At 72.7% G+C, this 19158-nt stretch carries 21 protein-coding genes; 10 read left to right on the top strand and 11 right to left on the bottom strand.

Going from position 1 to position 19158, the window contains the following annotated elements; all coding sequences use genetic code 11:
* Positions 1-112 precede the first annotated feature (112 nt).
* From ACWGDB_RS06450 to ACWGDB_RS06440, 3 genes are all read left to right on the top strand, one after another.
* Positions 113-922: a helix-turn-helix domain-containing protein gene (locus ACWGDB_RS06450; protein WP_453821351.1), complete on the top strand. Its 810-nt coding sequence runs from the start codon at positions 113-115 to the stop codon at positions 920-922.
* Positions 882-1151, top strand: a complete 270-nt coding sequence (locus tag ACWGDB_RS06445) for a DUF397 domain-containing protein (protein ID WP_453821350.1) — start codon at positions 882-884, stop codon at positions 1149-1151. Before ACWGDB_RS06450 ends, ACWGDB_RS06445 begins: the two co-directional genes overlap by 41 nt.
* A 108-nt stretch (positions 1152-1259) precedes the next feature.
* On the top strand, positions 1260-2039 hold the full coding sequence (locus tag ACWGDB_RS06440; protein ID WP_453821349.1) for a hypothetical protein: 780 nt from the start codon (positions 1260-1262) through the stop codon (positions 2037-2039).
* A 22-nt stretch (positions 2040-2061) separates the two neighbouring features.
* Here ACWGDB_RS06440 and ACWGDB_RS06435 read toward each other — a convergent pair whose 3' ends face one another.
* The 6 genes from ACWGDB_RS06435 to ACWGDB_RS06410 form a co-directional block, all read right to left on the bottom strand.
* Positions 2062-2571, bottom strand: coding sequence for a MepB family protein (locus ACWGDB_RS06435; protein ID WP_453821348.1), 510 nt, complete (start codon positions 2569-2571; stop codon positions 2062-2064).
* A gap of 47 nt (positions 2572-2618) precedes the next feature.
* A complete protein-coding gene (locus tag ACWGDB_RS06430) occupies positions 2619-2903 on the bottom strand; it encodes a ribosomal protein L7/L12 (protein WP_453821347.1) in 285 nt (94 codons plus the stop codon).
* A 9-nt stretch (positions 2904-2912) separates the two neighbouring features.
* Positions 2913-3668 carry a GAF and ANTAR domain-containing protein gene (locus tag ACWGDB_RS06425; protein ID WP_453821346.1) on the bottom strand — a complete coding sequence of 252 codons (756 nt, stop codon included), beginning with the start codon at positions 3666-3668 and terminating at the stop codon, positions 2913-2915.
* A 152-nt stretch (positions 3669-3820) separates the two neighbouring features.
* The gene (locus tag ACWGDB_RS06420; RefSeq protein WP_453821362.1) at positions 3821-4528 is read right to left on the bottom strand and encodes a TIGR03943 family putative permease subunit; all 708 of its coding nucleotides are present in this window, start codon (positions 4526-4528) and stop codon (positions 3821-3823) included.
* Positions 4525-5538 carry a permease gene (locus ACWGDB_RS06415; RefSeq protein WP_453821345.1) on the bottom strand — a complete coding sequence of 338 codons (1014 nt, stop codon included), beginning with the start codon at positions 5536-5538 and terminating at the stop codon, positions 4525-4527. Before ACWGDB_RS06415 ends, ACWGDB_RS06420 begins: the two co-directional genes overlap by 4 nt.
* A 70-nt stretch (positions 5539-5608) precedes the next feature.
* A complete protein-coding gene (locus tag ACWGDB_RS06410) occupies positions 5609-6958 on the bottom strand; it encodes a tetratricopeptide repeat protein (RefSeq protein WP_453821344.1) in 1350 nt (449 codons plus the stop codon).
* A 328-nt stretch (positions 6959-7286) separates the two neighbouring features.
* Here ACWGDB_RS06410 and ACWGDB_RS06405 point away from each other — a divergent pair, with 328 nt between their 5' ends.
* Complete coding sequence (locus tag ACWGDB_RS06405; RefSeq protein ID WP_453821343.1) at positions 7287-7445, top strand: hypothetical protein; 159 nt, start codon at positions 7287-7289, stop codon at positions 7443-7445.
* A gap of 17 nt (positions 7446-7462) precedes the next feature.
* On the opposite strand, the gene ACWGDB_RS06400 is transcribed toward ACWGDB_RS06405, so the two are convergent.
* Both ACWGDB_RS06400 and ACWGDB_RS06395 read right to left on the bottom strand, forming a co-directional pair.
* The gene (locus tag ACWGDB_RS06400; protein ID WP_453821342.1) at positions 7463-8527 is read right to left on the bottom strand and encodes a hypothetical protein; all 1065 of its coding nucleotides are present in this window, start codon (positions 8525-8527) and stop codon (positions 7463-7465) included.
* A gap of 70 nt (positions 8528-8597) precedes the next feature.
* The gene (locus ACWGDB_RS06395) at positions 8598-9788 is read right to left on the bottom strand and encodes a PP2C family protein-serine/threonine phosphatase (RefSeq protein WP_453821341.1); all 1191 of its coding nucleotides are present in this window, start codon (positions 9786-9788) and stop codon (positions 8598-8600) included.
* A gap of 156 nt (positions 9789-9944) precedes the next feature.
* Between ACWGDB_RS06395 and ACWGDB_RS06390 the strand changes: the two genes are divergently transcribed.
* Entirely contained in the window at positions 9945-10400 is a 456-nt protein-coding gene (locus ACWGDB_RS06390) for a hypothetical protein (RefSeq protein ID WP_453821340.1), read from the top strand.
* Between the two features lie 109 nt (positions 10401-10509).
* Here ACWGDB_RS06390 and ACWGDB_RS06385 read toward each other — a convergent pair whose 3' ends face one another.
* On the bottom strand, positions 10510-10737 hold the full coding sequence (locus tag ACWGDB_RS06385; protein ID WP_453821339.1) for a hypothetical protein: 228 nt from the start codon (positions 10735-10737) through the stop codon (positions 10510-10512).
* Positions 10738-10867: 130 nt separating this feature from the next.
* Here ACWGDB_RS06385 and ACWGDB_RS06380 point away from each other — a divergent pair, with 130 nt between their 5' ends.
* Positions 10868-11794, top strand: coding sequence for a hypothetical protein (locus ACWGDB_RS06380; protein WP_453821338.1), 927 nt, complete (start codon positions 10868-10870; stop codon positions 11792-11794).
* A 102-nt stretch (positions 11795-11896) separates the two neighbouring features.
* Here ACWGDB_RS06380 and ACWGDB_RS06375 read toward each other — a convergent pair whose 3' ends face one another.
* On the bottom strand, positions 11897-13216 hold the full coding sequence (locus ACWGDB_RS06375) for an aminotransferase-like domain-containing protein (protein ID WP_453821337.1): 1320 nt from the start codon (positions 13214-13216) through the stop codon (positions 11897-11899).
* Positions 13217-13303: 87 nt separating this feature from the next.
* Between ACWGDB_RS06375 and ACWGDB_RS06370 the strand changes: the two genes are divergently transcribed.
* The 3 genes from ACWGDB_RS06370 to ACWGDB_RS06360 all read left to right on the top strand — a co-directional run bounded on the left by ACWGDB_RS06370 (position 13304) and on the right by ACWGDB_RS06360 (position 17187).
* A complete protein-coding gene (locus ACWGDB_RS06370) occupies positions 13304-14083 on the top strand; it encodes an alpha/beta fold hydrolase (protein ID WP_453821336.1) in 780 nt (259 codons plus the stop codon).
* Between the two features lie 93 nt (positions 14084-14176).
* Entirely contained in the window at positions 14177-15190 is a 1014-nt protein-coding gene (locus ACWGDB_RS06365; RefSeq protein WP_453821335.1) for an endonuclease/exonuclease/phosphatase family protein, read from the top strand.
* A gap of 41 nt (positions 15191-15231) precedes the next feature.
* Positions 15232-17187, top strand: coding sequence for an FUSC family protein (locus tag ACWGDB_RS06360; RefSeq protein ID WP_453821334.1), 1956 nt, complete (start codon positions 15232-15234; stop codon positions 17185-17187).
* Between the two features lie 182 nt (positions 17188-17369).
* Here the strand turns inward: ACWGDB_RS06360 and snpA are convergent, their stop codons facing one another.
* Positions 17370-18035: a snapalysin gene (gene snpA, locus ACWGDB_RS06355; protein WP_453821333.1), complete on the bottom strand. Its 666-nt coding sequence runs from the start codon at positions 18033-18035 to the stop codon at positions 17370-17372.
* Positions 18036-18207: 172 nt separating this feature from the next.
* On the opposite strand from snpA, the gene ACWGDB_RS06350 reads away from it, so the two are divergent.
* Complete coding sequence (locus ACWGDB_RS06350; RefSeq protein WP_453821332.1) at positions 18208-19152, top strand: LysR family transcriptional regulator; 945 nt, start codon at positions 18208-18210, stop codon at positions 19150-19152.
* The last annotated feature ends 6 nt before the right edge of the window (positions 19153-19158 follow it).

Genomic DNA, 19158 nt, shown 5'->3' with positions numbered 1-19158 from the left:
CACCAGGTACGACAAGACCGCCACCTCCTACGAAGCAGCGGTCAGTCTCGCGTCATTCTTACTCTGGGCAAGATCCGTTTGAAGACGCACCCTAGATCCCACGGCCTCTCCGTTGGACTACTTCGGCTACGAGCTGAGGAGGAAACGGGAGGAGGCGGGGCTGACGCTGAAGCAGTTGGGTTCGGTGCTGTTCTGCACGGGCTCGCTGATCGGCCAGATCGAGACGACGCTGAAGGTGCCGACGCGGGATTTCGCCGAGCGGCTGGATGCGGCGCTGATGACGGACGGGATGTTCTCGCGGTTGGTGGGGCTGGTGTTGCGGAGCCAGTTGCCGACGTGGTTTCAGCCGTACGCCGACTTGGAGGCGAAGGCGACGTACATCTCCACGTATCAGTGCCAGTTGGTGTACGGGCTGCTTCAGACGAGGGAGTACGCCCGCGCCGTGCTGGCCACGGGCCATCCGGACAAGCTCGACGAGCTGCTCGCCGCCCGCATGGAGCGACAGCGCATCCTCAATCGGGAGCGGCCGCCCCTGACCTTGGTCGTGCTCGACGAGGCGGTGTTACACCGTCCGATCGGTGGCGCGGAGGTCATGCGCGAGCAGCTCCTCCACCTGTTGAGCTTCAAGGACGAGCGCTGGATCCGTGTCCAGGTGCTGCCCTTCTGCGTGGGCGAGCACGTCAGTCTGGCGGGGTCATTCAACTGGCTTCGCTTCGTCGACGACCCGGACATCGTCTACACGGAGGACCTGATCTCGGGTCACATGACGGCCAATCCGGAGACTATCCGCGAAGCCGCCCTTCGTTACGCTGGCTTGCAGGGAGCCGCCCTCTCCGTGGAGGATTCGGCGAAACTGATCAAGGGCGTACTGGAGGAGCGTTATGGGCAGCACAGCGGAACTGGCCAACGTCCCGTGGCGTAAGTCCAGTTACAGCGGCAACACGGGTGGCGATTGCGTCGAGTGCGCCCCGCTCGGCCAAGTCGCCTGGCGCAAGTCCTCGTACAGCGGCAGCAGCGGCGGCGATTGCGTCGAGGTCGCCGACCTCACCCCCTGCATAGCCGTCCGCGACTCCAAGCACCCTGAAGTCGGCACACTCACGCTCTCCCCGGAGGCGTACGCCACCTTCGTCGGGTACGTCCGGACGCAGTAGGACCCGCATACAGCCGTCACCCGGACGGCCCGGCGCACTGGTGGCCGTACTCCTGGGGTGGTGCCTTAAGAGCACGTACTGATCTTGAGCGCACCCCAGGAGCCCGCGATGCCCCGTCCCCCGGCCCGAGCCGTCATCGCCGCGACGCTCTCCGCAGCCACCCTGCTGACCACCGCCGCATGCTCCTCCATCGCCGGCTTGGGCAGACCGGTCTCGGCCGCCCGCAGCCACGCCTCCGCCGCGAGCCCCACCACGTCGGCGACCCCCGCGGCCGCCCCCACGCTCACCGAGGCGCAGGCGCGGGACGCGCTGATCAGCGAGGCCGACCTCGGTGAAGGCTGGACGGCCACGCAGGGCTTCGCCACCTGGCGGGAGGCGATGCTCAAGGCGGACACCGAGTCGGCCGACTGCCGGCGGCTCCTCGACGCCCTGTACGCCGAGGAGCTCTTCGGCCCGGAGGCCCGTACGCGCGCGTCGGTCGGACTGGACGACGCCTGGGACGAGGCCCAGCTGCGCTACCAGGTCGTGGCCCATCGGCCCGCGGACCTGGACCGGACGCTGGCGTGGCTGGGCCGCCTGCCGGACAGGTGCGGCGAGTTCACGGCCACCGCGCAGGGCGGGGAGATGGCCGTCGAGGTGAGTGCGGCCGAGATGCCGGAGGTAGGGGATGCCCGGCAGGGGCTGCGGGTCCTCCTGCGCGCCGTCTCCGAGTACGACGACGCACCCACGCTCACGCTGCACGTCGCCGCCATCCGCGTGGGCGACGACGCGCTCGCCATCACCAACGGCGGCCTCGGCGAAGTACCGGCCGACGCCACCTGGACGGCGATCGAGACGGGCACCCAACGACTGACGGAGGTCAGGAAGCGGGGCCGGGCGGAGATCTAGGACGGTCGGCCGGGGCGGCGTCCTACGGGTGGTAGAGCTTCCGGGCGCGAGCGGAGTCGACGGGACCGCCCTGGTCCAGGGGCAGGAAGTGGTCCAGCTGCCATGCCTGGGTGCCGGTCGCCTGGCGGTTGGTGGTGGTCACCCACGGCGGGTACACGCGGAAGGCCCGCTTCCCGCCGGAACCGTCCGCCGACACGACACCGCGCCGGCGGAGCGTGGCCTTGGGAAAGACGAACTGGCCGTAGTGCTCACCGTCACGGCAGCTGATGACGAACAGGTCGACGGGGTCCGTGACGTCGAAGGGCTGGATGGGCCCGCCCGGGGACCGCTTCCACACGGTGACGAACTGGCCGACCTTGGTGGGGGTCGTCCTGGCCGCGCGGAACCGGACGGAGAGGCCGTCCAAGGTGAATGTGTGGGCGGCGTACTCGGCGCTCTCGGGTTCGGGAACCGGCTGCGAGCAGGCGAATCCGCACGGGTCGTAGACGAGCTCTTTCGCCGCCGCGAGATCGCCGTGTGCCGGGGTGGTCATTCGTCCACCCTGTCACAGGGGCCGGACGGTCGGAGGGGCCGGACCGGCTAGGACGTCCGCTCCATGCGCTCCACCGCCTCCTTGGCCTCCGCCAGTCCCACTCCCGTGATCTCCCGGTACTCCTTGATCGCCTTGATCTTCTTGTCCTCCCGCAGCAGCGCCACGACCTTCGCCATCCGGGGATCGTCGTCACGCAGCCCCAAGTGGTCCAGAATCAGGTCGAGTTTGCGCTCGACCCGGGCAACTCGCCGGTCGGCACGGGAGATCCGGCTCTCGACGCTGACGAAGCCGACGATCACGACCAGGGCGATGAGGTAACCCACTATTTCCATGGTCGGCGATCATAGGGGGCCTTGGTCCCGGTCGAACCGCAACCGGTGGTCCACCACGTCCAGGGCCACATCAACCGCCGTACGCCCGTGCGCGAACGCGTGCCCCCGCAGCCGTGCCAGCGCCTCGCCCGTGCCGACGCCCAGCTGGGCCATGATCATGCCGGTGGCCTGGTAGATCTGGTCCTGGTCGGCGGCGAGGCCGCTCAGCCACCGCTCGTCGCCGGGGTCGCCCGCCTCCTCCGCGTGCGGCAGCGCCATCAGCGCCACGGTCATCATTCCGGCCACCACCCGCGCCGTGCGCAGGTCCCGGTCGGTGAGGTCGCCGGGCGTATCGCAGTAGAGGTCCAGGGTGCCCACGCACACCGTGTCGTTCCCGAGCGGCATCGAGTACACCGCCCGCACCCCGGCGGCCGTGGCCTGCTGGGCGAAGACCGGCCAGCGCCGGACGTCCCGGCCCGCCGTCAGGTCGCGCGCGAGCACGGCCGTGCCGCTCTGCACGGCAGACTGACAGGGCCCGTCGCCCAAGGTGGCCTGGATCTCGGTCACATAGGCGGCCTGCGCACTGCTCGCGCCCAGTTGTACGGGCATGCCGTCGCTGTGCAGCGACACGCTCGCGCAGGTCACGGGCAGCAGCTCGACGGCGACATCGCACAGCCGCGCCGGGATCTCGCCGGGGCCCATCCCGCGCACGCTCTCGGCGAGCGCGTCGGCGGCACCGGTCCGCTTCCGCCCTGCCTCACCACGGTGATCGTCTCTTGGCCGCACGGCAGCCTCCTCACCTTGCGCGGCCTGCGTGGTCCAGGGCTCCGCGGCCGCCCCACCGCCCGCCCCGGACGACGCCCGACTACCCCTGGCCCGTACCGCGAAACCCCGCCGGCACCCCAGGGGCGCGGGGCCGTATCGGTACCGCGGAGCGCTCAGCGCCTCTCGTACGGGTTCGCGGGCTGCGCGACCCGCCGCACCGACGCGGCGTCCAGGACCGGCGGCCACGCTCCGTCCGTGCCGAGCGCGCCCCTGGGGTGCCAGGTGCCGGTGACGGTGACCCAGGCGTCGGCAGGCGGGGCGTCCGCGCCCCGGATCTCGGCCTTGCCGGTGGTGGCGTCGGCGGCGCAGCAGGAGACGAGGAGGCGGGTGACGTACCAGGTGCCGTCGTCGTCCCGGGTGACGAACCCGGTCATCCGGACCGTACGGCCCGTCAGGGACCGTCCGCTGTCGTAGATCGCCCGGGAGCTGAACTCCGCGAGCGTCAGCGCCACCGGGTCTCCGGCCGGCAGCGCGGGAAAGGCCCCGACCCCTTGCGCGGCCCGCTGCGCCGCCTCGCGTCCGGCGCTGTAGGAGCCGAGGGCGGGGGGCGGGAAGAGGAGGAGGGCGAGGGCGGGGAGGGCGAGGAGCCAGGCGATGCGGGGGCCGTGGTGGTGGCCGCCGTGCTCGCCGTGGGGTTCCTGTTCCCGTCGCCCGACCACCGCCGCCGCCGTCCCCAACAGCACCAGCAGGGATCCGGACACGACCAGGTAGGGCCGTAGCCCCGCCTGCACATACCGCAGGTACAGCTCGCTCAGGAGTGAGATCCGCAGGATCGCCGCCCCCGTCAGGAGCAGCAGCGCCGCCGGCCCGTACCGCCTCACAGCAGCCACCACCCCACCAGCGCGCTGCTCGCCACGGCCGTCACCCATGTCACGGACGAGAACCGCAGGGCGAAGGACCGGCCGAACGTCCCCGCCTGCAGGGCGATCAGCTTCAGGTCGACCATCGGGCCGACCACCATGAACGCCAGTCGCGCGGTCGGCGAGAAGCCGCTCAGCGACGCGGCGACGAACGCGTCCGCCTCGCTGCACACGCACAGGACGACCGCCAGCAGTGCCAGAAGCAGCACCGACAGCCAGGGCGAGCCGGTGAAGGGGTCCAGTACCGAGCGCGGCACCGCGATGTTGAAGGTCGCCGCGGCCGCCGCGCCGAGGACGAGGAAGCCGCCCGCGTGCAGGAAGTCGTGCTGGAGGCCGGCGGTGAAGGCGCGCATGCCGGTGGCGGCCGGGCCGGCGTGCCGCCTCGGTGGGCGCAGCCACTCCTCGCGGCCGAACCGGGCCCACAGCCAGCCCATCAGTACCGCCGTGGCCAGGGAGGCGACCAGCCGGGCGAGGACCATCCGCGGCTGCCCGGGGAAGGCGACGGACGTGGCCACCAGGACGACCGGGTTGACGGCGGGAGCGGAGAGGAGGAAGGCGAGGGCGGCCGAGGGGGCGACCCCGCGCCGCATCAGGCTCCCGGCCACCGGCACGGACGCGCACTCGCAGCCCGGCAGGACGACACCGGCCGCCCCGGCGACGGGTACCGCGAGCGCCTGGTTGCTCGGCAGCAGGCGACTGAGGACCCGCTCCGGCACGAACGCCCCGATCGCCGCCGAGACGACCGTGCCGAGCAGCAGGAACGGCACGCCCTGCACCGCGATCGCCGTGAAGACGGTCCACCAGGCGGCGACGGGCGGGGTATAGAGGTCGAGGGCCAGCGTGGGGCCGAGGACTGCGGCGACCGTGGCGATGGCGATGAGCGCGGCGCCACCGACGACGGAGTACACGAGCGCGCGTACGACGAGCCGCAGCCCGTCGGCCGTCGTCCGCGCGGTCCGCTGGTTGTCCACGTGCCTGTCCCCACCTGTCCGGATGTCCCGGGCAGCCAACCGGAACGACCTGTGGGGCGGCTTGGGTTCCTTACAGAGGGGGCTGTGCGGGTGCGGGTCCGAGGGTCGTGGTGCCGGGGGCCGTACGGTGGCCGAGTCCCGTCCGGTACGCGTCCAGCGCCGCCTCCACCCTGCCGGTACGGCGGAGCAGGTCGCCCAGCAGCCGGCACAGGTCGGCCAGGTCGCCGGCCGCACCGGCGCGCTCCAGCAGGCTCAGGGCGCGGACGTAGTGCTCCTCGGCGGCCTCGGTGTCGCGGGCGTCCTCGGCGATGATGCCGAGGAGGCGGTGGGCGGCGGCGGAGTGCAGGGCGCCGCGTTCGGGGCTGAGGTCGCTGAGCACCTCGTGCAGGAGGGCGGCGGCCTCGTCGGACTTGCCGCGACGGTGCAGTACGTCGGCGAGTTCGACGGCGACCTGGCTGGTGTAGAGGGCGGCGCGCTTGGCGGTGAGCATGGTCTGGGCCTCGCGCAGTTCGGCCTCGGCGCGTGCGAGGTCGCCGTTCTGGGCGTAGACGTAGCCGCGCATCCAGTGGCAGTTGGCGAGTTCGGTGCGGATCTGGAGCTGCCGGTACAGCTCGGCGGCCTTGGCCAGGGAGGCGTCGGCCTCGGCGACCCGGCCCTCGGCGAGCAGGGTGCGGGCGACTGACCGGTGCATACGGGCGACCAGGGCGGGGTCCGCGGCCTGCGGGGCGAGGGCGAGGGCGTACTCGGCGGCCTGGGCGGCGCGGGCGTGGGCGCCCATGTCCATGTAGGGGCCGATGACGCTGGCGTAGAGCAGGAGGAGGGCGTCGGGGTCGTGCAGGCCGCCGCGGTTGAGCTCGTCGAGGGTGGATTCGATGAGGTAGACGGCGTAGCGCAGCTCACCGGCGAGGTAGTGCGACACGGCCCGGCCGCGCAGCGCGGGCACCCGGGCGGGCAGTGGCGTGTCGGCGTCCGCGAGGACCTGCTCGGCACGCTCGAAGTACCGCCGGGCGGAGTCGATTTCCCCGACGTCGATGTCGCAGTCGCCGAGCCCGAGCAGCGCCGCCGCCCGTTCCTCGGCGAACCCGTGCGCGTCCGCCTCCGCGAGCAGCGCGGCGTACTGCTCGGCCGCGGCCTCGGCGTCGCCGGTGGCGAGGGCGCGCTGGGCCTCGGTCAGTCGCATCCGCAGGGCGGTGACGAGGTGCGCGGGCCGTCCGGTGGCGAGCTCCTCGAAGGCGACGCCGAGCCGGTCGGCGATGTGCCGCAACGCCTCGTCGGAGGCGCGCACCCGCCCGGCCTCCAGGGTGGAGATGTACGCGGGGGTGTACGCCGGCTCCGCCAGCTGTCGCTGCGTCAGCCCACGATCGGCCCGCAACTGCTGCACTCTTCGCCCGATCGTCCCCGGATCATCACGGTCAGACACGCTCAACGCCCCCAACTCCCCCTGTGCCCCTTGCCGTTCGACTCCGACAGCCCATAGGTTAAACCGCGTATTAAACGTGGTTAACACCTGGCTGTTGCGAGGTCGCCGTGCAGGAACGCACCAGCACCACCGAGCGCTACACCCGTGGTCTCGCCGCGGCGGTCATCGCCGTGGCAACCCTGATCCTGGCAGCCAACACGGGCCCCGCCCGAGCGGCGGAACCGACCCGAACAGAGCAACCGACCCAGCATGTCATCCGGGTGTCGCCCACGCCGTAGATCTCACGGAGCAACCACACCACAACCACCGCTCACACGGGGAACCCGCCTTGCCGACGCACGTCCATGACCACGCCGACGGCACCTGGTTCCACCTGTCGGTGGACGCCTTCCACGCGATGCGGGGGGGGTGCCCCTCAACTCGTCCGGCAAGGCACGCCCACACGGCGACGTACGGCGACTGGAAGTACTTCACCTTCACCCGCTGAACGTCATCGCCGAACCGTCACCCGCTGACCTGCAGCTGCCGCAGCTGTCGATGGACGTTCTCCAGGGCGCCGCTGCGGCGCCCCGGCACCCGGCTTCGCAACTCCACGAGGACGGGGCCCAGTTCGCGGGCGAGGGTCGTGTCGTGGATCTGCCCCCACTGGTGGTGGGCGCGGTCCACCGCGGCCTCCACCGCGGGCGCGTCCGGGGGCTGTCCGGCGGAGAGCCGGGAGGAGGCGACCGTCAGCCAGGTGCGGCAGCTGCGCACCGGGTCCCCGGCCAGCATCGCCAGGTCCGCGCGGACCTCGCCCCAGTGCAGGGCCTCCTCGGAGGCATGGCCATGGGTGTGGACGGCGGTCTGCTCGTGCCGGGCGGCCAGCGCGTCGGCGTCACCGTGCCGGCCCGCCTGGACGGCGCTGGTGATGGCGGCGTGCGGGTCGCTCGGCACGGGGCCCTGCGCGGTCAGCACGATGTCGATGCCGACCCCGCCCTCGGGCGCGATCCGCTGCAAGGCCAACTGGTGCAACTGGTCGAGAGGCGGGCGGTGTCCACTGCGCAGCAGCGTCGCGACCGCCTTCATGTACGCCGGGCCCGCCAGGGTCCGCCGGTTCGGCGGCGGCGCGATCCGGCCGTAGACGGCGTGGTCGCGGCCCGAGTCGAGGGGGTTCGCGAGCAGCCACTGCCAGGTCTCGTGGTCGGCGTGCAGATCGAGGACCAGCGAGGTGGAACCCGGTGCTCGCAGGCGCAGTTCCTCGCGGATCCAGTGCCAGGGGAAGCCGTTGTAGCGGACCGTCGACGGGGTGGACCGGGCCAGCGCCAGGTGGGGCAGGTGCTGGCGGCGGTCCAGTTGCAGCTGGCCGGCGACGAAGACGGTGAGCGGGCCGGGGGCGACCGCCGCGGCGCGCAGGCGGGTGAGGACGGCCTGCGGCTCCAGGGGGTCGGCCAGCTCGACGACGTTGGCGGTGTCCGTGCCGGACAGCACCGCGGGCGGGACCGCCGCGAGGACGGGGAGCACGGAGGCGGCGTCCACCAGAGAGCCCCTGCCCGCCGGTGAGGCGGCGAGCAACAGCACTGTTCCGGGCATCGGTCCCTCCCCATCCCCCGTCGATCACGTACGGCAGCACCGTAACCGCTGCGGCTGCAAAGAGGGGATCTCAGGGCTGCAAACGTCCATTTCCGTCCCCATTCCCCGCACCGGCCGCCCGCCGTACCGCGAACACCGTCGTGTCGTCGGACAGATGCCCTCTGCAGTGCCGCAGCGTGCTCTCCCGCACGAAGTCGACCAGGCGCCGGGGCTGCGCGATGTCGGGGTCGGCGGCGACGGCCTTGGCGACCTCGATGTCGAGCGGGAAGAAGACGCCGTCGCCGTCCCGTGCCTCGGTCACGCCGTCCGTGGTCAGCAGCAGGGTCTCGCCGGGCCGCAGGGGCACCCGGTGCATGGGCGGCGGACCGTCGGCGGGGGCCAGTCCGCCGTAGCCGAGGGGCAGGGCGTGGCCGGGCGGCAGCGGCTCCACGCCGTCGGGGCCGACGACGAGCGGACAGTCGTGGCCGAGGACGACGGCCTCGATGGTGTCCGGCTGTTCCTCGGGGAAGCCGATCAGGACGGCGGTGGCGAACCGGTCTCCCTCCTCCTTGCCCAGAGCCGCGCGCAGCCGGATGTGCCGCAGCAGACGCTCCTCCAGCAGTACGGCGACCCTCGCCAGGTCAGGCTCGTGGTAGGCGCTCTCACGGAAGGTGCCGAGCAGTGCGGCCGCCGCCTCCACGGCGCCCAGCCCCTTGCCCTGGACGTCGCCCAGGATGACGCGGGTGCCGTGCAGGCCGATCTGGATGTCGTAGAAGTCTCCGCCGACCCTTGCCTCGCTGTCGGCGGCGAGATAGACGGCCGCGTGCTCCAGACCGCCCCAGCCCGGCGGCAGCGGGCGCAGCACGGTACGGCGGACGGTGGCAGCGACGTCCTGGATGTGCAGCATGCGCCGCTCACCACGCACCCGGACCACGCAGGCCAGCGTGGCGAGGACGCCGCCGATGCCGGCGAGGACGAGGTCGGGCAGCCCGGCCTGGTACTCGTGCGGCAGGGCCGCGTCGGCTGCGAGGTAGGTGGCGGGTGCGAGCACCGCGAAGACGGCCGTTCCCCACACCCCGCAGATCGCGGCGGCGATACCGGGCACCAGCACGATCCAGGACAGGATCCGGAAATCGCTGCCGGTTCTGAAGTCGACGGCCACGATGGCGACGAGCAACACCAGCGGCGGCACCCAGGCAACGCTGTGACCGCGCACGCTCAGCAGCCCCGACCGGCGCGCGTCGCCCTGCGGGCCGGCCTCACCGTCGCTTACGGCCCTCATGGGCTTCAGCGAAACACGGCGTTCGACGCGCCGCATCCGGGTAACCGGGCCCCGTCCTCGAACGCCGGACGGGCGGGATCGGCACCGCCGACTTGCCACCCGACCGCACCAGGTGTGCTCTGGATGGCGGGGGCGTGGAGAGAGAGGAGTGCTCTCATGGCTCATGCGGCACCCGTGCCCCGACGGGCCCGGCGGGTGGGTACGACCGGGTTGAGCGGTCTGCCCGATGTGTTCAGCGCGCGGACGCACCGCGTCGCGAGTGTGGCCGTGCCGGTCGTCCTCGGGCTGGTCTACGGCTACTGGGCCGCGGCCAACCGGCGCTCCGGCGGGGAGATCACCGGCTGGAACCTGCTCTTCGGCTTCGTCACCGCGGCCGCGTTCATGGTGCTGTACGTCGCCGTGCGCTGGGTCGCCTCGCAGGTGATCCGGGAGCTGCACGCGGTCCTGTGGGCCGCCTTCGCGGGCGGCACGTTCGGGTTCCTGTACAGCCAGGGCGGCAACTCGGTCCTGAGGTCCTCGATCATGGGGCTCGCGATCGGCGCGGCCTTCTTCGTCGTGCTGTTCTACCGCTACTACACGCACGAGGACGCCCAGGGCCGCCGTACCGGCTGATAAGCGGAGCGCCCCGGCTGACATACGGATCGGCCCCGGCTACCGATGGCGGACTGCCACCGATGGTGCCGGGGCCGACCCGTTCCCCTTCATCCACCCACGATCACGTTCATCCAGCCACGATCACGATCACGTTCACGGATCCGTCGCCGAAGTCCGGGCACCAGTTCCAGAACCGGTCGTCGTTGAAGTGGTGACCGCGGAACTGGCACTCGATGCCATTCCTGTCGTCGCCACGGTCGTTGGCCACCGCGGTGGTACCTGTCGTCGCAAGGGCGAGAGTGCCACCGGTGAGCAGGGCCGCGGCCATGATCCGCAGGGACGGAGTTCTGCGCATGATTGGCCTCCTTGCTCCCCTGATCCATAAGACACCCGTTCGGGTGAACGCTCCACCGGAGAGCGCAATCGTGCGGCCGTATGCAGGCACGGGGCTGGCGCCCACGCACCGGTGAACCTTGCCTGAGAGGGTGTCCACCCGTCTGCGGAACGCCCTGTCGGCAGCGCTGATCGCCCTGTCGTGCCTCCTCGTGCCGTTCGGCGCGCTGGCGGCGTGGGTGTCGTACGCGCTGGTCGACACGGGCCGGTATGTGACCGCGATGGCGCCGCTGGCCCACGATCCGGCGGTGCAGGGCGCGGTCGCGGACACCGTCGGGGCCGGGATCATGGACGCGGTCGGCGACAGACTGGACACGTCCCCCGTGTCCCCGGTGTCGCCCGAGAGCGGGGCGGTGCGCCCCTTCGTGCAGGACGCGGTGCGCTCCTTCACCCGGACCGAGGCCTTCCGCACGGCGTGGGAGGCGGGCAACAGAGCCGTCCACGACGCGGTGCTCAGCGCCCTCCAGGACGGACGACGCGGCACGGTCACCGTCGACCTCGCCCCGGTCACCGCCCAGGTCAAACACCGGCTCACCGAGGACCGCATCCCGTTCGCGCATCACATCCCGGTCGAGCACACCGACGTCCCCGTGCTCCCGGCCCACGAGCTGGACCGGCTCAGGAAGGGGTACGACGTGCTCGAGGTCGCCGGGTTCTGGCTGCCCGTCTCGGCCGCCGCGCTCGCCGCGACCGGCATCGCCGTCGCCGCCTGCCGCCGCCGCGCGGTCACGGCGACCGCGCTGGGCACGGCACTCGGCGGCTCGCTCCTGCTCCTCACGCTGGTGATCGGCCGCAGGCTCACGCTGGACGGCCTGGCCGAGGCGGCCCACCGCCCGGCCGCGGGCGCGGTCTACGACGCCCTGACCCAGACCCTGCGCACGGTGTCCTGGCTGCTCATCACCCTCGGCCTGACCGTGGCCCTCCTCTGCCGCCTCACGGACCTGCTCGCACGACGCCGCCGAGCGTCCGCAGCGCCCGCCGCAGATCCGGCTCAGGAACCGACGCGAGCCCGAGCCTGACGGCGTCCCGCGACCCCGCACACCTCCTCACCCACGACCCGCTGCCGGCCCCCCTGCCTCGCCGCCCCACCTCCGGCACGACCCTCGCCCTCGTCCGCCCCCTCACGGACCTGCTCGCACAACGCCGCCGAGCGTCCGCAGCGCCCGCCGCAGATCCGGCCCAGGAACCGACGCGAGCCCGAGCCTGACGGCGTCGGGCGTGCGGTTCGGGTCGACGGCGAAGGCGGGGCCGGGTGTCACGGCGATGCCGTGCTCGGCGGCAGCGGCCGTGAAGGTGTCAGCGCGCCACGGCGCGGGCAGCTCCCACCAGGCGAAATAGGCCCGCGGATCGGACCGTACGGCGAACCCGTGCAGTTCCTCGCCGACGATCCGCTGCCGGCCTGCCGCGTCCGCCCGCTTCGCCGCGACCAGCCGTTCCACCGTCCCGTCACCGATCCACCGCACGGCCGCCTCCAGCGCGAACCGCCCCGCGCTCCACCCACCGGAGCGTACGGCCGCGGCCACCGTCTCGACCCGCTCCTCGGGTACGACGAGGAAGCCGACGGTGAGCCCGGGTGCGACGCGCTTGGACAGACCGTCGACGACATGGGTGAGGCCGGGCGCGTGGGTGGCGAGGGGGTCGTCGTCCGTGAGGAACGACCAGATGCGGTCCTCGATGACGGGGATGTCCAAGTCGACTGCCGTGTCGGCGAGTTGGCTTCTGCGCTCGGGGCTCGTGGTCACCGAGGTCGGGTTGTGCAGGGTCGGCTGAAGGTAGAGGGCGGCCAGGGGAGCGGTGCGGTGGGCGGCGGCGACGGACTGGGGGCGCGGGCCCTCCTCGTCCGTGGCCAGCGGCACCAGGGTGATGCCGAGCCGGACGGCGATCTCCTTGACCACGGGATACGTCAGCGCCTCGACGCCGACCCGGCCGCCCGGCCGGACCAGGGAGGCGAGGGCGGCGGCGACGGCCTGGCGGGCGTTGCCGGTGAAGAGGATCCGGTCGGGTGCGGGTTGCCGGGCGGGGGTCGCGAGCAGGCCGGCCGCGGCCCGGCGGGCCTCGGGTGTGCCGGTGACGGGGGCCGGGCGCAGGGCCTCGGTCAGGACGTCGGGGCGCAGGAGCGGCGCGAGGGCGGGGGCCAGGAGCTCGGACTGGCCAGGCGCGCAGGGGTAGTTGAGCTCCAGGTTGACCGGCGCCGCGGTGGCGGCCTCGACCAGGGCCCGCCCGTTGCCCGCCGGAGCGGCCCGCACGAAGGTCCCGCGGCCGACCTCGCCGACGACCAGCCCGCGCCGTACGAGTTCGGCGTACACCCGCCCGGCCGTCGACCCGGCGATCCCGCGCCGCCGCGCGAACAACCGCTGTGGGGGCAGCCGTTCACCGGGCCTGAGTCGTCCGGCGGCGATGTCGTCGGCCATGCGGTCGGCGAGACGCCGGTAGTCGTCCACGAACTTCCCCTTACTCAGGCCTTCCCGATTGCACCGAGGGCAAAGATCTTATTGCACCGAGGAGTTGGCCGATCTAGGGTCGTCCACATGAGCCCCTTCCTCGCATACGAGGACAAAGGCGCCGATTCCGCGGCGGTCCCCCTCGTCCTCGTCCACGGCCACCCCTTCGACCGCACGATGTGGGCGCCGCAGATCGCGACGTTCTCCGCTTCCCGCCGGGTCGTCGCCCCCGACCTGCGCGGCTACGGCGCCTCCCCGGTCGTCCCGGGCGTCACCCCGCTCTCCGACTTCGCCGACGACATCGAGGCGCTGCTGGACGACCTGAAGGTGGAGACCTTCGTGCTGGCGGGCCTGTCGATGGGCGGCCAGATCGTCATGGAGTGCTACGCCCGCTTCCCCCACCGCATCCGGGGCCTGGTCCTCGCCGACACGTTCCCGGCGGCGGAGACGGAGGAGGGCAAGGAGACGCGCAACGCCATGGCGGACCGGCTGCTGCGCGAGGGCATGCGCGGCTACGCCGACGAGGTGCTGGAGAAGATGGTTGCGCCGTACGCCGACGCCCAGGTCAAGGCCCACGTCCACGGCATGATGACGGCGACCCCGCCCGAGGGCGCCGCAGCGGCCCTGCGCGGCCGCGCCGAACGTCCCGACTACCGCGGCCTGCTCACCCGCGTCACGGTCCCCACCCTGGTCGTCGTCGGCGCGGACGACGCCTACACGCCCGTCTCCGACGCGCAGGCCATGCACGCGACCCTCCCGGAGTCGACCCTGCGGGTGATCGAGGGCGCGGCCCATATGCCGAACCTGGAGCGGCCGGGGGAGTTCGACGAGGCGCTGGGGGAGTTCCTGGCGCGCGTGGACGGGTGATCCGTACCCGTGGCCGCCGCGCAACCTTCCCCCCGCGGCCCCCGTCTTTGAGGGAGGATTCGGGCATCCCACACGCGAGCGGAGGGCCGGGACTTGGAGACTGCGGCTGCCGAGTGGACGGCTTCCCGGGGCGGTGAGTCAGGACGGCGGGCCGGGCACAGGCTCGGCCGATGGATCGCCGCCCTGCTGTTCCTGGGTGTCGGCGTGGTCGTCGGCTGCCGGGTCGCCGACGTCGACGGCGTGACGCCCGTCCCTCAGCTGCTCGCCTTCCTGCCGTGGCTGCTCGTGCCCACCGGCCTCGGACTGCTGGTGGCGCTCTTCTCGCGCTGGTGGTTCGGCGTCGTATGGGCCGTCGCACTCCTCGGGCTGCTGGCCTGGTACATCGAGCCGTACGGGAAGACCGGTCAGGCGGGCGGGCCCCCGCTCGTCTCCTTCCGGGTGCTGACCTCGAACGTCGAGTTCGGGCAGGCGACCGAGGCCCTGGTCGCCGCCGTCCGCCGTGAGCGGCCGGACATCGTGTTCGTCCAGGAGTGCGAGTACACCTGCGACGCCGGGCTCAAGGAAGCCCTCGGTACCGACTATCCGCACCGGGCGGCGCAGGTCGAGGCCGGGTCGGCGGGGTCGGTCGTCCTCAGCCGCTTCCCACTGGACCCCGCGGACGCGGTCGACGGCACCATGGCCATGCCCGGCGCCGTCGCCGACGTGCGCGGACATGCCGTACGGCTGCAGCTCGCGCACCCCATGCCGCCGCTGCCCCAGCACGTCGACCTGTGGCGCCGGGAGCTCGGCGACCTGCGGGACTTCGCCGCCGAGAGCATCGGCGGCGACGGCAGGACCCCCGTCGTCCTGGCCGGGGACTTCAACGCCTCCCAGGACCACGCCGCCTTCCGCCGCATCCTCGACGCCGGTCTGCGCGACGCCACCCGGCTCACCGGCGAGGACCGCACACCCAGCTGGCCGGCCCGTACCGCGCCGCCCCTCGGGGCGCAGATCGACCACGTGCTCCTCTCGGCCGACTTCTCCGCCCGCGCCGCCCGCTTCCTCGACCTGCCGGACACCGACCACCGTGCCCTGCTCGTCGACGTCACGCTTCACCAGCGGCGATGAGGTCGACGACGAACTGAACAAGCGTGCCCATAATGGGCCCCATGTCCCGCGAGCTCCCCATCGGCCTCACCCCGCCCGACTGGCTCGTGCGCAACCTCCGGGCCCAGCCGGCCCCCGTCAACTGGCCCGCCGTGGTCCGCGCGGCGATCGCCCTGTCCCTGCCCCTGGCCATCGGGCTCGCCGTCGACCGCCCCGGATACGGCGCCCTCGCCTCGATGGGCGCCCTCAACGGCGTCATCAGCGACACCGCCTCCGCGTACCGCCTGCGCATCCCCACCATCGCGATCCCGCAGCTCTTCGGCGCCGTCGGCATCACCCTCGGCGCCCTGGTGTTCGGCCACGGCTGGGTCGCCGTCGCCACCGTGACCGGCGTCGCGCTGGTCTCCGGGATGATCTCGACGATCGGCGCGGTCGCCTCCGTGTCGGGGCTGTTGCTGCTGCTGACGTCCGTGATCGGCGCGGGGCTGCCGCTGCCGGGCGAGTGGTGGATGGCACCGCTGCTGATGGCCGGCGGCGGGCTGCTCGTGCTGGCCCTGGCGCTGCTCGCCTGGCCGCTGCGGTCGGGGGTGCCGGAGCGGGCCGCGGTGGCGGACACCTACCGGACGGTCGCCGAGCTGCTGGAGGTCGGCGGCAGCGACGGCGGCACCACCCAGGCGTACGATGCCGGCCGGCACGCCGTCACCCAGTCCCTGAACCAGTCCTACGACATCATCCTCGGCCACCGCGCCCGCCACCACGGCCGCAGCCCCGAACTCACCCGCCTGATGGCCCAGTTGAACGCCATCACCCCGGTCGTGGAGGCCGCCCCCGCCGCCCGCCTCAGCGGCACCCCCCTCCCGCCCGAGGTCCCGGCCGCGGTACGGCGCCTCGCCTCCGCCGTGGAGACCGGCCACACCGGACCGACCGGGCTGGAACTGCCCGCCCCGACGACCGACACCGGCCGCGCCGTCGACCACGCCCTGCGGCACGCCGCCGAGGTCGTCAGCAACCCGGACGTCGACCCTCCCCATGGCATCGACGACCGCCTGGGCCGCCCGGCCGCCCTGAGCATCCGCGCCGCCCGCGCCCTGCGGAACGTCACGCTCTCCGCCGCCTCCTGGCGCTACGGCCTGCGTCTCGCCCTGTGCATCGGGATCGCCCAGGCGCTGGTGTCCCTCATCCCGGTCCCCCGCTCCTACTGGGTCGCGCTGACCATCACCTTCGTCCTCAAGCCCGACTTCGGCTCCGTCTTCTCCCGCGCCCTGCTGCGCGCCCTCGGCACGGTCGCCGGGCTGGTCATCGCGGCGGCGGTGCTCGCGCAAGTGCCGCGCGGCTGGTGGGACGTACCGGTGCTGTTCCTGCTCGCACCGCTGATCCCGGCGCTCACCCCGCGCGGATACGGCTACCAGACGGCCGCCATCACGCCGGTGATCCTGCTCCTGTCCGACGTCCTGAACCGCCAGGGCACCGCCCTGCTGCTGCCCCGCCTGGGCGACTCCCTCATGGGGTGCGCGATCGCGCTGATCGCCGGTTATCTGCTGTGGCCGGAGAGCTGGCACACCCGGGTCGGCGCCCGCCTCGCGGACGCGGTGCAGGACACGGCACGCTACGTGGAGGCCGCCTTCGGCCCGGACCCCGTGGACCCGGCGGCCCGCGCCCGGATGCGCCGCGGCCTCTACCGCACCCTCTCCGCCATCCGCACCGAGTTCCAGCGCGCCCTGACCGAACCCCCGCCCACCGGCCGCCGGGCGGCCGCCTGGTGGCCCCTGGTCGTCGCGGTGGAACGCATCGTCGACGCGACAACGGCGGCGAGGGTACGAGTCGCCCACGGCGCCCCGCCACCGTCCACCACCGAGGCGACCCAGGTGGCCCGACAGCTGAGAGAACTGGCGGAGGGTCTGCGCGAGTCGGAAACCCTGTACGAGGTCCGCACGGACCTGACGGGCCCAACCGACAGCGTCCTGGAACCAGTACGCCAGGAGGTGGCGGCGGCACGCGCAATCGCCTCACCGCATTGAGATACCTGAGCGGCAGCCGACCCAGGGGCGCGGGGAACTGCGCGACCAGCCACGACGAAGCCGCAGTCGCCCACCATGACGAGCCGCCCCGAGCCATTGGGCGCACCGTCTCAAAAAGCGGCGCGGCCGCCCCGTGCAGGAGGGCGACCGCGCCGTGTGTGGGGGGTGGCTTGCTTCCGCGGCTAGCGAGCCGCCTTGTGCAGCGCCTTGTCCATCGCGGCGGCGAACCCGTTGGCCCACAGCTGCTCCACGCGGGAGCGCTCGTTGGCGTCCGGGTTGGGGTTCGTGCAGGACGGGCCGGGACCGCCGCCCGACATCAGCTCACTGCACGGGCCCTCGTAGTGGTCCGGCAGACCCAGCACGTGCCCGGTCTCGTGCGCGGTGACGCGAGTCGAGTCGTACTCCTGGTTCTGCGCGTAGTCGAGGAAGATGTACCCGTTGCCGTGACCGTCGGTCGAGGCGTACGAGCCGCGCGGGTCGTTGCCCTCGCGGTAGGTGAAGTCGGCGTTCGAGCCCTGCTGGAGCTGGACGTTGGACACCGAGCCGTTCCAGATCTGGGTGCTTCTGGCTATCTGCGCGCTGAACGTGGGCGCCCCGGAGGCGTCGTAGACGACGGTGACGGCCGCGGCCCGAGGGTTCGCGGCGCGCTTCTCGGCGACGGACTTCACGACCGCCTCGAAGAAGGCCCGACTGGCGTCGGACTCCGCGGACTTGGCGACGTAGCCGGCGGTGGCGGCGGTGTGGGCGGGTGCCGCCGTGGCCGGGGCCACCGTGCCCAGGCCGAGTGCCGCGACACTGAGACCGACTGCCGCCGCCGTACGGGCGGACATGGATGTGGACATACGCATCGATGACTCCTAGGTGGGGGGTGAGTCGTCAAGGCGAGTGTCGGCGCCTGTGTGGCCGCTGTGATGATGGCAATCGGTGATAGGGCGGCCCTATCGGGGCCCCAATTGGCGGGCATCAGGGGGGATTTGTGCGGCTGGTGAAACCAGCTGTTCCGCTTTAGTCTCCGAGGGCATGGAGCTCGAGGTGAGACACCTCCGCGCGCTGTGCGCCATAGCCGACACCGGCAGTCTGCACCGGGCCGCCCGCCAGTTGGGCGTCGCCCAGCCATCGTTGAGCACGCAACTGCGACGGATCGAGCAGGAACTGGGCGGCGCGCTGTTCCTGCGCGCGAGAACCGGCTGCCGGCCCACACCGCTGGGCCGGCTGGTCCTCAGCCGGGCCCGCCCGCTGGTGGCCGATATGCGTGCCCTGGTCGCCGAGGCGAGGGCGGCCGCGGTCGGCGGCCCGGAGCTGCGGGTCGGCTCGACCGCGAGCAAGGCCCTGGCGGGCTGGCTGCGCCGGCTGCGCGGCCACGGCCAGGACCCCACGCTCCACATGAACGTCTCCCCCAACGCCCTGCTGCGCATGGTCGCCGACGGCCAGCTGGACGTCGCCTTCGTGCACGAGGTCGAGGGCTGCCCGCTGCGGATTCCGCCGGAGCTACGGCTACGCGTGTTGATGGAGCGCGAGCCGCAGTTCGTGTCGTTGCCGACCGACCACCCGGCCGTGGCGAAGTCCGAGGTCGCCCTGCGTGACCTGGCCGACGACCGCTGGATGGTCGACCCGACGGTCGACGGCGAGTGGGACGCCGTACAGCGGATGTTCCGCGCGGCCGGCGTCAACCCCCATGTCCTGCACGGCGACTACTACACGGCCGACGCCCTGGTCGCCACCGGCGAGGTCGTCGCCGTCTGCCAGCCCACCCACGCCGACAGTCCCACGATGGCGGTACGGCGCCTGCACGGCGACCCGCTCGGCGTGCGGCTCCTCCTCGCGGCCCGTACGGAGACGGACCTCGACGGGGTCTATCCCGCGCTGGAGGAGGCGTACTGGGAGGCGGCGCGGCAGGCACCGGCGTACCGGGAGTGGCTGGAACACGACGGCGAGCCGCAGCCGCCGGTCCCAGCCCTCCCGTAGGACACC

The sequence above is a fragment of the Streptomyces sp. NPDC055013 genome (genome assembly GCF_053608645.1).
Note: the sequence above shows the minus strand (reverse complement) of the source record. Positions and strands in the feature narration are given on the sequence as shown.

Coding starts and splice junctions, on each gene's coding strand:
- ACWGDB_RS06430 (WP_453821347.1), bottom strand. CDS start 2,903: ATGGAAATAGTGGGTTACCTCATCGCCCTGGTCGTGATCGTCGGCTTC.
- ACWGDB_RS06370 (WP_453821336.1), top strand. CDS start 13,304: ATGAGCCCCTTCCTCGCATACGAGGACAAAGGCGCCGATTCCGCGGCG.
- ACWGDB_RS06440 (WP_453821349.1), top strand. CDS start 1,260: ATGCCCCGTCCCCCGGCCCGAGCCGTCATCGCCGCGACGCTCTCCGCA.
- ACWGDB_RS06390 (WP_453821340.1), top strand. CDS start 9,945: ATGGCTCATGCGGCACCCGTGCCCCGACGGGCCCGGCGGGTGGGTACG.
- snpA (WP_453821333.1), bottom strand. CDS start 18,035: ATGCGTATGTCCACATCCATGTCCGCCCGTACGGCGGCGGCAGTCGGT.
- ACWGDB_RS06395 (WP_453821341.1), bottom strand. CDS start 9,788: ATGAGGGCCGTAAGCGACGGTGAGGCCGGCCCGCAGGGCGACGCGCGC.
- ACWGDB_RS06350 (WP_453821332.1), top strand. CDS start 18,208: ATGGAGCTCGAGGTGAGACACCTCCGCGCGCTGTGCGCCATAGCCGAC.
- ACWGDB_RS06385 (WP_453821339.1), bottom strand. CDS start 10,737: ATGCGCAGAACTCCGTCCCTGCGGATCATGGCCGCGGCCCTGCTCACC.
- ACWGDB_RS06360 (WP_453821334.1), top strand. CDS start 15,232: ATGTCCCGCGAGCTCCCCATCGGCCTCACCCCGCCCGACTGGCTCGTG.
- ACWGDB_RS06435 (WP_453821348.1), bottom strand. CDS start 2,571: ATGACCACCCCGGCACACGGCGATCTCGCGGCGGCGAAAGAGCTCGTC.
- ACWGDB_RS06400 (WP_453821342.1), bottom strand. CDS start 8,527: ATGCCCGGAACAGTGCTGTTGCTCGCCGCCTCACCGGCGGGCAGGGGC.
- ACWGDB_RS06445 (WP_453821350.1), top strand. CDS start 882: ATGGGCAGCACAGCGGAACTGGCCAACGTCCCGTGGCGTAAGTCCAGT.